Source organism: Stenotrophomonas sp. STEN031 (assembly GCF_056759975.1).
The window spans coordinates 1-12400 of sequence record NZ_JBRREA010000090.1; the positions used below are offsets into that span (position 1 = coordinate 1).

Genomic DNA, 12400 nt, shown 5'->3' on the forward strand with positions numbered 1-12400 from the left:
TGGTCCCTGTCTACGTCCTCTATTACACACCCCCCCCTCCATTTCTTTGCCTCCCTACACCACTACTGCCGGCGGCCCGCGGCGGGCCCCCGGGCGCCCCCCCCCCCGCCCGCGTATGCACAGCGGGCAAGTCTGGCGGACCGTGTTGGCGTGCTGGAAACGCAGGTCAATAACAGCCAGGCCAATACCGACATGCTCAACCAGCTGCAGCAGCTGCGTACTGAAATGCAGGCGTTGCAGGGCACGATCGAACAGCTTCAGCACGAGAACGAACAGCTGAAGCAGCGTAGTCGCGATCAATACCTGGACCTGGACGGTCGCCTCAATCGCCTTGAAGGCGGTGCTGGCGCCCCGGCCGCTCCGGGCACTGGCGCGGTGACGCCCGCCGCTGCGGCCGCAAAGCCGACAGCGGCTGCTGCCGAGCGCCCGCCGACGGTGCGCGGTGACGCGGGTTCGCTGGCCTCGGCCGGTGATGAGCGCGCTGCCTACAACGTCGCATTCGACGCGCTGAAGGCCGGCAATTATGCCGACTCGGCGCAGTTGTTCCAGAGCTTCCTCGAGTTGTACCCGAATGCCGCGTACACCCCCAATGCCCTGTATTGGCTGGGTGAGAGCTTTTATGCGACGCGTAATTTCAAGATGGCTGAGGCACAGTTCAGCGATCTGGTTGCCCGCTATCCCACCCACGACAAGGCTGCCGGCGGTTTGCTGAAGCTCGGCCTGTCGCAGTTTGGCGAAGGCAGCAGCGCCCAGGCGCAGAAGACCCTGGAGCAGGTGATTTCCCGTTTTCCCGGCAGTGATGCGGCCCGTACCGCCCAGGACCGACTGCAGTCGATCCGGCTCGGCCAGCAGCTGCGCTGATGTGGTGCCGCACCGAGGGTGCGGCCATTGAATATGAACTCTCCCAGTGCCGCTGTTCCCAGCGAGATCGTGCAGTCGCCGTTGCCGCGGCTGAAGATCACTGAAATTTTCCTGTCCCTGCAGGGCGAGGCCGATACCGCCGGCTGGCCAACCGTGTTCGTGCGCCTGACCGGCTGCCCGCTGCGCTGCCAATACTGCGACACCGAGTACGCTTTCCATGGCGGTGACTGGTGGGACATCGACGACATCGTCGCCGAGGTGCTCAAGCAGGGCGTGCGCCATGTCTGCGTGACCGGCGGTGAACCGCTGGCGCAGAAACGCTGCCTGATCCTGCTGCAGAAGCTGTGCGATGCCGGCCTGGATGTGTCGCTGGAAACCTCCGGCGCGTTGGACATCGCCGCGGTGGATCCGCGCGTATCGCGGGTGGTCGACCTGAAGACGCCGGACTCACGTGAGATGGCGCGCAACCGGCTGGAGAACATCCCGCTGCTGACAGCCCGCGACCAGCTCAAGTTCGTGATCTGCAGCCGTGGCGACTACGAATGGGCCAAGTCCATGCTGGCTGAGCATCGCCTGGCCGAACGCTGCATGGTGTTGTTCTCGCCGAGCAAGTCGCAGCTCAAGCCGCGCGAGCTGGCCGACTGGATCGTCGCGGACCGTCTGCCGGTGCGCTTCCAGATGCAGTTGCACAAGTTGTTGTGGGACGACGCGCCGGGCTATTGAGCCGGCTTCGTCACCCGTCAATCGTTTACCCCGGCGCGGGACAGCGTGCTGGCTTTCCTCTCCCAACCGGATCATCACCATGAAAAAGAAAGCAGTCGTGCTTCTTTCCGGCGGCATGGACTCAGCCGCCGTCGTCGCTATCGCCCAAGAACAGGGCTTCGAAGTGCATGCCATGAGCGTGCGCTACGGCCAGCGCCACACCTCCGAACTGGAGGCTGCTGCACGTGTGGCGGCCGCCTTGGGCGTGGCCGGGCACAAAGTGGTCGCGGTCGACCTGCGCAGCATCGGCGGCTCGGCCCTGACCGACGACATCAGCGTGCCCGAGGCCGGCGCCGGTGATGCCATTCCGGTCACCTACGTACCCGCCCGCAACACCATCATGTTGTCGCTGGCGTTGGGCTGGGCGGAAGTACTGGGTGCCAACGACATTTTCTGCGGCGTCAATGCCGTGGACTACTCCGGTTACCCGGATTGCCGCCCCGAGTTCATCGCTGCCTTCCAGGCATTGGCCAACCTGGCCACGAAGGCCGGCGTGGAAGGCGCGGGCATCCGCGTACACGCGCCGCTGCAATACCTGAGCAAGGCACAGATCGCGCTGGAAGGGCAGCGCCTGGGCGTGGACTTCGGCTTGACCGTGTCCTGTTACCAGGCCGACATGGACGGCAAGGCCTGCGGCCACTGCGATGCCTGCCAGTTGCGCGCCGATGGTTTTGCTGCCGCCGGCATGGCGGACCCGACCCACTACGCGTGATGTTGTTTTTGCATCAATTGCGTTAGAATACGCGCCCCGGCTGCGGCCGGGTCCTTGTTTGGGCCGTTAGCTCAGTCGGTAGAGCAGAAGACTTTTAATCTTTTGGTCGATGGTTCGAATCCATCACGGCCCACCAGCATTGCCAAGGCTTCGGAGCGATCCGGAGCCTTTTTTGTTGCTTCGGGGAAGGCGATTGTTCCGCAGGCGGCCTGGACGGGTGGCTCAAACCTGGCCCGGGCAAGTGCCGCGCACCCGGGGGACGGGAATCCTGCGATCCCGAAGCTTGCAGGCTGGAAGCGCCGGGTGCGCAGCGCGTACCCGGGCTACGCCGACCTCGCAAGATCGGGGCTTTGTATTACTTCAACAAGGTCTGCTGGACATCGACGATGCGCACGTCGTGCATCTGCGCGAGATAGGCATCCAGATAGGCTTTGTGCGATGCACCGACCAGCACCAGTGTGCGCATGCCCGGCGTTGCCCCCATCAGGTCGCGGATATTCGCTGCCATGCGCAGGTTGCGGGTTTCCCAGGAGGTGACGTACATGCGCCCGTAGCCTTCCGGCGAGGGCTCCTCCAGTGCGGCGCCGTAATCGCTGGCGAATGCGACCGGGGCGACGTCCGCGCCATTGTCGCGCCGATACATCGCCAACACTTTTTCCGGTGTGGCGAGCTGCGGCTCCAGTGCGCTGGACTGCGCCGCCCGCTGTTTGGACGCCGGGTTGTCCCATGCCTTTCTGATCGCCGCCACGTAGGCCTTGGGATTGGGGCCGTACCGATCCGCGCTGTGATCGTCCATGGGCCAGAGCCGTTGATGTCCCAGCCGCACCGCCAGTTTTGCGGCGATCAGCGTGTTTTCATTGCGACTGCTGCGCAGCGTTTCCAGGACCTTCACCAGTTCCTGGTTCAGGGCGTCGTCGGCCCGCCGCTCGGCTGCGGCCAGGTACAGCCATTGGACCAGCGCCGAATCCTGCTCTCCCGCGGCCAGGAAGGTAGCGGCAAGTGCACGGCGTTGGGCAGCGCTCGGCTGTGCAGGCCAGCTCGCCAGCATTGTTTCCGCCGCCGCATTGGCTGCCGGCACATCCAGTCCGGTCGCCTTTGCCGCCGCCGACAGATCGGGGCAGTAGTCGTTCACCGTCAAGGCGTAGCGGGCCGGGTAGCGACGCAACAGGTCGCATTGCTGCCCTGAAACCGACTCGATGGCGATCGCCTGCGGCCGCCATGCGGCCAACCGGTCGATCAGTGCATCGAGGGCGGAGGCGTCGAAGGTCTCCGGCAATCCGGCCAGATGCGCGGTGCCGAGCACGGCCACCTCGTTCTGCGTCCCTTGCCGGGGACCCTTGTGTGCGCCCGGATCAAAGGGCTGTGCCTGTGCGATGGCTGCCTGCGTTGCGCACATCCACAACGCGCCGATCAAAATGCTTTTCCCCCACATGCCCTGCATCACTCCCTGCTGCATGAAACCCGCCGATGTAGCGCTTGTCTGGCGCGAAGTCGCGCAGATTCCGGTCTGGCCGAGGACTTTGTCAAGCGTATGGGTCCGTCTGGTCAAACTGGCCGGCTATCGGAGCGTTGCGCGACCGACATCCGCCAAAAGGCATCGGCCGACAGCCAGTCACCCGGGCAGCATGTGATCGCTGTCTCCATTTGTGGGCGGCGTCGGGCAGGGCAAATGAAGTGCGCGGCAAAGCGTTGCGACGGCAACCGTGGTTGGAAGTCCCGGGGTCTGGTCCTAATATGTCGGATGCAGCGGCGGTCGCCTTGACGGGCGTCCAGGCACTGGGGACGGGATTGAGCAAGCAGATCACTCAACTACTGCAGCGTTGGCAACAAGGCGACATGGATGCGCGCGAGCATCTGTTCGAAGCCTTGTATTCGGACCTGATGCTGATTGCCCGCAATCGCCTGTCGCAACAGACCAATGGCACCCTGCAACCGGCGGCGCTGGTCAATGAGTCGCTGATGCGTTTGCTCGGCGCCGATGCCGACTACAAGGACCGCACCCACTTCGTCGCCATCGCCGCATTGAAGATGCGCTCGGTGCTGGTCGACCATCTGCGCGCACGTGCCGCGGACAAGCGCGGCGGCAATGCCGAGCAGTTGACCTTGTCGCATGCCGAGCAGGTGCCTGACCAGGCTGATATCGGCTATGACGTGCTGGCCCTGCACCAGGCATTGAATCAATTGGCCGAGCTGGAACCACGCGCCGCGAGCACCATCGAGTTGACCTACTTCGGTGGGATGAGCCGCGACGAGATCGCCCTGGTGCTGGATGTGTCCGCGCCCACGGTTGACCGCGACCTGCGCTTTGCGCGGGCCTGGTTGAACCGGCAACTGCGCTGAGTCGTGATGGCGGGGGCGGTGTAGTGGGGGGCGAGCGTTGGCAGCAGATCCGCGAGCTGTTTGATGCTGTCTGCGAGTTGCCGCGCGAACAATGGCCGCAGGCCATCGCTGCAGGCAGCGGCGACCCGCTTGTACGTGAGGAGGTGCTGCAGCTGCTGCGCTCGCAGACCGTGGGCTTGAGCCGGGTCAGCAACCGCCTGGACACGGCGTTGGCACGGGCGTTGGCGCCCGAGCTTGGCGTCGGTGAACGGCTTGGGCCGTGGCGGCTGACCGAGCGCATCGCGCACGGCGGCATGGGTACCGTGTTCAAGGCTGAGCGCGCCGATGGCCTGTACCAGCGAACGGTCGCGATCAAACTGTTGCACGGCATGCCAGGTGCAACCGAGGTGGAATTGCTGGGTAGCGAGCGGCAGGTGCTGGCCGACCTGCAGTTGCCCAACGTCGCGCGTCTATACGACGGTGGCACCACGCCCGATGGCCATCCCTATCTGGTGATGGAATACATCGATGGGTTACCGCTGGACCGTTGGTGTGGCGAGCGCGAACTGGGACTGCAGGAACGGTTGGCGCTGTTCCTGGAGATCTGCACCATCGTCCAGTCGGCGCATGAACAACTGGTGCTGCATTGTGACCTGAAGCCACGCAATGTCCTCGTGCAGGCCAATGGTCAGCCAATCCTGCTGGATTTCGGTTTGGCGCGGCTGCTGAACGAGGCGCGTGAAAAGCGCGACTCCGGCTATTGCACACCCGGCTATGCCAGTCCGGAACTGATCGCCGGCCACAGCGTCGGTGCGGCCAGCGATGTATACAGTCTCGGCGTCATGCTGGTGGAGCTGCTGTCCACCCGGGTGTGCACACGCGAGCAGACCGGGTCCGCTGAAACCATGGACGTACCCACCGCAAGTGCATCCGCGCCTGCGGATCTGCCCTGGCGGCGGCGGCTGCGCGGTGATCTGGATGCCATCGCCGCACGCGCCTGCGCCACCGACACCCGCTTGCGCTATCGCTCGGTGGAAGCCTTGATGGCCGATCTGCGCCGCTATCTGGATCTGCAGCCGGTGGTGGCCCGCAATGGTGGACGCCTGTATCACCTTGGCAAGGCCCTGCGCCGGAACTGGCAGGGAGCCACGGTGGCAGCGGGAGTGACCGGCCTGCTTGCGGTCTTCGTGCTGGGCCTGTGGGAGACCCGGCGCCAAGCCCAGGAGGAGGCGGTAGTCGCACAGCAGGTCAGCAACTTCATGGTCGGCATGTTCGAGACCGCTGATCCATTCCTGCGTACCGAGCGCGGCGCCGAACAGCTGAGTTCGCGGCAATTGCTGGACAAGGCGGCGTTGCAGGTTGCACGTGACCTGGCGGACGCGCCGGCGCAGCTGGCGCGGATGCGTGCGGTGTTGGGCGTTGCCTATCAGAACGCGGGGGTTTCGCATCAGGCCGACAGGCTGCTGCAACAGGCCTACGGTGGCTTCATGGACCCACGCGTGGCGCGGCCGGTGGATGCGGCGAACGTATTGGCGGATCTGTCGGTACAGAAAACCCTGGATGGCGACGGCGAGCTGGGAAGGCAACTGGCGACCCAGGGCCTGGATCTGCTGGGCCGCAGGGGACCGGCGCTGGTGCAGGCGCGCCTGTACGCCGCGCAAGGCCTGGCTCTGGTGAACCAGCAGCATTTCGACCTGGGTGAGGCCGCGTTCAACCAGGCGGTATCGCTGTACCAGCAAGCGACAGACGTGGATGTGACGGCCGAGATCAGCGAACTGTCCTACAACAAGGGCCTGCTATACCTGCGGTGGGGTCGGCAGCAATCGGCGGAGCGGGAGTTCCGGCACATGCTGGACAATCTGCATGGTCGGCGTACCACCCTCGCGCTGGCAGCAGAAACGCGCCTGGCGCAGATTTTCCGGGAGCAGGGCAAGTATGAGGAGGCCTTGCCGCTGCTGCAGTCAGGCATGCAGCACGCCTTGGAGTTGTATGGTGCGGAGAGCAGTTTCGTACGCCTGCAACACGACGGGCTGGCCGATCTGTACCGCGACTCGGGCGAACACGCCGCGGCTGAACTTCAGTACCAGAAACGCAATGCCTTGAGCGCGCGGCTGGATGGTCCGGACTCGGTCGAGTATTCGATGGGGCTGTACAACTACGCCTCGTTGAAGGAGCTGCGCGGTGACTTCAGTGCAGCGGAGGGCTTGTACCGGCAAGCGTGGCTGATCCGCAGGCAGAAGCTGGGTGAGGAGTCACCAACCACGCTGCGTGCGGAGAGCGGGCTGGGCCTGCTGCTCATGCGCAGCGGACGGATGGGCGAGGCCGGTCCGATGTTGATGCACGCGGACAAGGGGTTGGCCTTGAGTCTGCCGGAGGACGCGCCGGGGCGGCTGGAGGCACGCCTGAACCGGATCGATTGGCATGTGCGCAACGGCGAGTTGCCGCAGGCGCGGCAGTTGCTGGAAGAAATGCGTTTGCCGATATCGGAAGACCTGCAGCTACGGCTGTTGACCATCCGCGCCGATCTGGCGGGACGGATGGGCGAGGGCGCACATGCCTTGGCCTTGCGCAGGACCGCGCTGGAATATGCCAGCGCCAACCAGGGCAGCAACAGTGCGGCGGTGGCAGCGGCGGGCCTGGCCCTGGCTGAGTGCCTGCTGCAGTTGGGCCATGCGCAGCTGGCCAAGGAGGAGTTGCAGCGGGTGTTGCTGCAGATCGGTCGGCTGCAGGTTGCAGGATCAGCCGACCGTCGCAAGGTGGAAGGCCTGTTGCTGCTGGCCGAACAGAATCTGTCCCGGCGCTAGCGAGCGAACGCGGCTGCGCCGGGTTCAACCCTGTTCGCGGACGATCTCGACCAGGCGCTGGCCATAGCGGGCCAGCTTGCTACCGCCGATACCACCGACCTTGCCCAGCGCCTCGACGCTGGTCGGGCGTTGTTCGGCGATGTTGCGCAGGGTGCTGTCGTGGAAGATCACGAAGGCGGGCACGTTCTGTTCGCGCGCCAGTTCCGCACGCAGGCCGCGCAAGGCCTGGAACAGCGACAGATCGCCGGCCTGCACCGGCACGCCGGTACGCGGGCCGCCGCGTTCGCGTTCGCGGGGTGGTGCCGCATCGCGGCGCATCATCATCTGCCGGCGGCCGGTGAGCACATCGCGGCTGGCGTCGGTCAGGCGCAGGCCACCGTGGCTTTCCGGGTCCACCTCCAGCAGGCTGGCGGCCACCAGTTGCCGGAATACCCCGCGCCAGGCGCGTGCGTCAAGGTCATTGCCGATGGCATAGGTGCTGAGCTTGTCGTGGCCAAGCTGGCGGATGCGCTCGTTGTCACTGCCGCGCAGGATATCGATCAGATGGCCGACGCCGAAACGCTGACCGCTGCGATAAACGCAGCTCAATGCTTTCTGCGCCGGAATGGTTGCGTCCCAGGCCGCGGGCGGGGTGAGGCAGTTGTCGCAGTTGCCACAGGGCTTGGGATAGGTTTCACCGAAGCCGGCCAGCAGCACCTGGCGGCGGCATTGCATGGACTCGCAGTAGCCAAGCAGATGGTCGAGTTTGGCGCGCTCCAGCTGCTTGCGCTCTTCACCCGCCTCGGATTGTTCGATCATCTGCTTGAGCAGCACCACGTCGCCCAGGCCATAGCAGAGCCAGGCCTCGGCGGCCTCGCCGTCGCGACCGGCGCGGCCGGTTTCCTGGTAGTAGCCTTCCATCGATTTGGGCAGGTCGGTATGCGCCACGAAGCGCACGTCGGGCTTGTCGATGCCCATGCCGAAGGCAATCGTCGCGCACATCACGATGCCGTCCTCACGCAGGAAGCGACGCTGGTTGGCGGCACGCACCTCGGCCGGCATGCCGGCGTGGTAGGGCAGTGCCTGCATGCCTTCGTCGCACAGGAACTGTGCGGTCTCCTCGACCTTGCGTCGTGACATGCAATAGACGATGCCGGCTTCGTCGCGGTGGTTGCGCAGGAACCCCAGTAACTGACGCTTGGCGTTGTCCTTCTGCACTACGGTGTAGCGGATGTTGGGGCGGTCGAAGGAACTGACGAAATGCTGCGCCGTGACCAGGTCCAGGCGTTCGGCGATCTCACGTTGGGTAGGCGGATCGGCGGTAGCGGTCAGGGCAATACGCGGCACCTGCGGCCAGCGCTCGTGCAGGACCGTCAGCTGCCGGTACTCGGGGCGGAAATCATGGCCCCATTGCGACACGCAATGGGCTTCATCGATGGCGAACAGCGCGATATGGGCGCGGCTTAGCAGGGACAGGAAGCGCCCGGTGAGCAGGCGCTCGGGGGCGACGTAGAGCAGTTTCAGCTCGCCGGCCAGGAGCTCGCGTTCGACCCGCGCGGCGGTTTCGGCATCCAGCGTGGAGTTCAGGTACTCGGCGCGGACCCCGACCTGGTGCAAGGCTTCCACCTGGTCCTGCATCAGTGCGATAAGCGGTGAGATGACGATGCCGCAGCCATCACGCAGCAGGGCCGGGATCTGGTAACACAGCGATTTGCCGCCACCGGTGGGCATCAACACCAGAGCATCGCTGCCGTTGGCAACGTGCTCGACAATGGCCTGCTGATCGCCGCGGAAACTGTCGTAACCGAAAACGCTGGAAAGCAGTTGTTGCGCGGGACTCTGGGGCATTGCGCTAGTTTACCCGCTGGCGGCCGCCCCGAATGACCGATATGGCGTCAGCCGCGCAGCCACGCCCGTTTCAGGATTGCGGTAAAGCCCCGTAGTGCCGAGCCATGCTCGGCAGAAGCACCCCCGTAGCGCCGAGCCATGCTCGGCAGAGGCAGTCCCCGTAGTACCGAGCCACGCTCGGCAGAGGCCTTGCCGGTAAAACCCATGCCGAGCATGGCTCGGCACTACAGACAGGCGTTGCAATCCACCTGCGGCAAAGCCCCCTTGAGTCAAGGGGGCCTGTCGAACCCGTTATTGCAGCTATTGCAGCAACGAGCGCAGCATCCACGCATACTTTTCGTGGATCTGCAGGCGCTGGGTCAACAGGTCTTCGCTGGGCGCGTCGTCGGCGTCATCGGCCTGGTCCAGGACCTTGCGTGCGGTGCGGCAGACCGCTTCGTTGCCGACCACCAGTTGGCGCACCATCTCGCGCCAATCGGCGCTGTCATTCAGGCCCGGCTCCTCTGGGATCGAGGTCAGCGCGGCGAACTCACGGTAGGAGCCTGGTGCGTTGAAGCCCAGCGCGCGGATGCGCTCGGCGATCTCGTCCAGGGCATTCCACTGCTCGGTGTACTGGTCCATGAACATGTTGTGCAGCGAATTGAACATCGACCCGGTGACGTTCCAATGGAAATTGTGGGTCTTCAGGTACAAGGTGTAGGAATCGGCCAGGAAATGCGACAGGCCGTCGGCGACCTTCTTGCGATCCGCCCCCTTTATCCCGATATCGACAGCGGGTGCCGAGGGTGCGGCGGCTGCCAGTTTCTTCTTCCCGGCATCCGTCGTCGGGACGGATGCGGCGGCGGCCAGCTTCTTCTTTCCGGCTTCTGGTTTGCTGCTGTTCTTGGCCTTGGCCATGACGCTTTTCTCCTTGGCGGGTTGAATGGCTTCACAATAGCGCTCTGGGCACCATACCTGTATTTCAAGTTTTCACATTGAACGATTGATGAGCGCTATCGAAAAAGACCTATCCGCGCGCCTGCGCGCCGCCCGACCCGCGATTGACGGGGGGATGAGCCGTGACCGCGGGCGCCTGTTGGGGCTGCTGTCACGCTGGCAGGGCAAGCCCGCGGATGCGGCGGCCGAACAGGCGTTCCAGCAGTCGCTGCAGCGCTCGCAGGCGCAGCGACAGCAGCGCGCCGCGCGCCCGATCGCCATCACCATGGACGAAGCGTTGCCAATAGCGCGTGAGGCCGAGCAGATCAGTGCCCTGATCCGCAGCCATCAGGTGGTGGTGATCGCGGGTGAAACCGGCTCCGGCAAGACCACCCAGCTGCCGAAACTGTGCCTGGCGGCGGGCCGGGGCGAGGCGGGCATGATCGGCTGCACCCAGCCGCGCCGCATCGCCGCCCGCGCGGTGGCCGCCCGCGTGGCCGAAGAATTGCAGACCGAATTGGGGACGGTGGTCGGCTACCAGGTGCGTTTCACCGACAAGGTCGGTGAGGACAGCCGCATCAAGTTCATGACCGACGGCATCCTGCTGGCCGAGATCGCTTCGGACCGCTGGTTGTCGCGTTACGACACCCTGATCATCGACGAGGCCCACGAACGCAGCCTCAATATCGACTTCCTGCTCGGTTACCTGAAGCAGCTGCTGCGCAAGCGCCCGGACCTGAAGTTGATCGTGACCTCGGCCACCATCGATACCGAGCGTTTCTCGCGTCATTTCGACAATGCGCCGGTGGTCAATGTCGAAGGCCGCACCTACCCGGTGGAAGTGCGCTACCGGCCGCTGGACGAGGTCGGGCAGAGTGCCGACAGCGCTACCGCTCCAGCACGTGGCAAACGGGCCGAAGCGGACAGCGAATCGGCGATGGATCCGGTCTCGGCCATTGTGGCTGCCGTCGATGAAATCACCCGCAGCGATGCACGCGGCGACGTATTGATCTTCCTGCCGGGTGAGCGCGAGATCCGCGATACCCACCAGGCGCTGGAGCGACGCAAATACCGCGAAACCGAAGTGCTGCCGCTGTATGCACGCTTGTCGGCCAAGGACCAGGACCGGGTATTCAATCCTGGCCCGAAGCGGCGCGTGGTGTTGACCACCAATGTCGCCGAAACCTCGCTGACCGTGCCGCGCATCCGTTACGTGGTCGATCCGGGTTATGCACGCGTCAAGCGTTACAGCCCGCGGCAGAAGCTTGATCGCCTGCATATCGAGCCGGTATCGCAGGCCAGCGCCAACCAGCGCAAGGGCCGCTGCGGTCGTATCTCCGAGGGCGTGTGCTACCGGCTGTATTCGGAAGCCGACTTCCTCAGCCGGCCGGAGTTCACCGACCCGGAAATCCGCCGTTCCTCATTGTCCGGCGTGATCCTGCGCATGTTGCAGCTGGGCCTGGGCAAGATCGACGAATTCCCGTTCCTTGAAGCGCCAGACGAGCGCGCGGTTGCCGACGGTTGGCAGCAGTTGGCGGAGCTCGGCTCGATCGACGACGAGCGCAAGCTCACCGCCATCGGTCGGCAGATGGCGCGCTTGCCGGTGGACGTCAAACTGGCGCGCATGCTGGTGGCCGCACAGAAGGGCGGTTGCCTGCGCGAGATGCTGGTGATTGCTTCCTTCCTCGGTATCCAGGATCCGCGCGAGCGGCCACCGGAAGCGCGCGAGGCGGCCGACAACGCCCATGCCCTGTTTGCCGACGCGCGCTCCGAGTTCATCGGCATCCTGCGGTTGTGGAATGCCTACCGCGATGCCCACGAAGAGCTCACCCAGTCCAAGCTGCGTGATTGGTGCGGGCGCCACTTCCTCGGCTTCCTGCGCATGCGCGAATGGCGCGAGCTGCATCGCCAGCTGCGCCTGCTGTGCGAGGAGCTGGGCTGGGCTATGGGCGAGGACGAGAGCTTCGGCAAGGCGCTGTTGTCAGCGCCGCCGGCCTTGCCCGCCGGGGGGGATGCCGAAGCCAAACGCAAGGCCACGCGGGGTGAGCAGCACAAGGCTGCACGTCTGGCCCGCGAGGGGAAACCGGGTTTAAAACCGGGGTCAGAGTCGGGTTTATCCATTGGGTCATACGCGCCGGCAAAAAATAGAGGGACCGCCCCCGGGCGCCCCCCGCTGTATACCAGGGAGAATTGCCGGCCC

The 12400-nt window shown here is 64.9% G+C and carries 9 protein-coding genes and 1 tRNA gene; 7 read left to right on the forward strand and 3 right to left on the reverse strand.

The window, feature by feature from the left end; all coding sequences use genetic code 11:
- The first annotated feature begins 132 nt into the window (after positions 1–132).
- The 4 genes from ybgF (at position 133) to ACVOLQ_RS21525 (ending at position 2471) form a co-directional block, all read left to right on the forward strand.
- Positions 133–861 carry a tol-pal system protein YbgF gene (gene ybgF, locus ACVOLQ_RS21510; RefSeq protein WP_481529257.1) on the forward strand — a complete coding sequence of 243 codons (729 nt, stop codon included), beginning with the start codon at positions 133–135 and terminating at the stop codon, positions 859–861.
- Between the two features lie 33 nt (positions 862–894).
- Positions 895–1584, forward strand: a complete 690-nt coding sequence (queE, locus tag ACVOLQ_RS21515; RefSeq protein WP_313493081.1) for a 7-carboxy-7-deazaguanine synthase QueE — start codon at positions 895–897, stop codon at positions 1582–1584.
- Between the two features lie 79 nt (positions 1585–1663).
- Positions 1664–2335, forward strand: a complete 672-nt coding sequence (gene queC / locus ACVOLQ_RS21520) for a 7-cyano-7-deazaguanine synthase QueC (protein WP_481529253.1) — start codon at positions 1664–1666, stop codon at positions 2333–2335.
- 60 nt (positions 2336–2395) lie between these two features.
- A tRNA-Lys gene (locus ACVOLQ_RS21525) sits at positions 2396–2471 on the forward strand.
- A 219-nt stretch (positions 2472–2690) separates the two neighbouring features.
- Here the strand turns inward: ACVOLQ_RS21525 and ACVOLQ_RS21530 are convergent.
- Entirely contained in the window at positions 2691–3767 is a 1077-nt protein-coding gene (locus ACVOLQ_RS21530; protein ID WP_481529254.1) for a DUF5694 domain-containing protein, read from the reverse strand.
- Positions 3768–4123: 356 nt separating this feature from the next.
- On the opposite strand from ACVOLQ_RS21530, the gene ACVOLQ_RS21535 reads away from it, so the two are divergent.
- Complete coding sequence (locus ACVOLQ_RS21535) at positions 4124–4675, forward strand: ECF-type sigma factor (RefSeq protein WP_313174342.1); 552 nt, start codon at positions 4124–4126, stop codon at positions 4673–4675.
- A gap of 23 nt (positions 4676–4698) precedes the next feature.
- The gene (locus ACVOLQ_RS21540; RefSeq protein WP_481529255.1) at positions 4699–7458 is read left to right on the forward strand and encodes a protein kinase domain-containing protein; all 2760 of its coding nucleotides are present in this window, start codon (positions 4699–4701) and stop codon (positions 7456–7458) included.
- 24 nt (positions 7459–7482) lie between these two features.
- On the opposite strand, the gene recQ is transcribed toward ACVOLQ_RS21540, so the two are convergent.
- Together recQ and ACVOLQ_RS21550 are read right to left on the reverse strand one after the other, a co-directional pair.
- On the reverse strand, positions 7483–9285 hold the full coding sequence (gene recQ, locus ACVOLQ_RS21545) for a DNA helicase RecQ (protein ID WP_313493073.1): 1803 nt from the start codon (positions 9283–9285) through the stop codon (positions 7483–7485).
- 300 nt (positions 9286–9585) lie between these two features.
- On the reverse strand, positions 9586–10182 hold the full coding sequence (locus tag ACVOLQ_RS21550; RefSeq protein WP_313172867.1) for a Dps family protein: 597 nt from the start codon (positions 10180–10182) through the stop codon (positions 9586–9588).
- Between the two features lie 88 nt (positions 10183–10270).
- Here ACVOLQ_RS21550 and hrpA point away from each other — a divergent pair.
- On the forward strand, positions 10271–12400 hold a 2130-nt coding region (gene hrpA / locus ACVOLQ_RS21555; RefSeq protein WP_481529256.1), incomplete at its 3' end, for an ATP-dependent RNA helicase HrpA.

Excerpts from the sequence above, each read along its gene's own strand:
- queE (WP_313493081.1), top strand. The coding sequence starts at position 895 with ATGAACTCTCCCAGTGCCGCTGTTCCCAGCGAGATCGTGCAGTCGCCG.
- queC (WP_481529253.1), top strand. The coding sequence starts at position 1,664 with ATGAAAAAGAAAGCAGTCGTGCTTCTTTCCGGCGGCATGGACTCAGCC.
- ACVOLQ_RS21530 (WP_481529254.1), bottom strand. The coding sequence starts at position 3,767 with ATGTGGGGGAAAAGCATTTTGATCGGCGCGTTGTGGATGTGCGCAACG.
- recQ (WP_313493073.1), bottom strand. The coding sequence starts at position 9,285 with ATGCCCCAGAGTCCCGCGCAACAACTGCTTTCCAGCGTTTTCGGTTAC.
- ACVOLQ_RS21550 (WP_313172867.1), bottom strand. The coding sequence starts at position 10,182 with ATGGCCAAGGCCAAGAACAGCAGCAAACCAGAAGCCGGAAAGAAGAAG.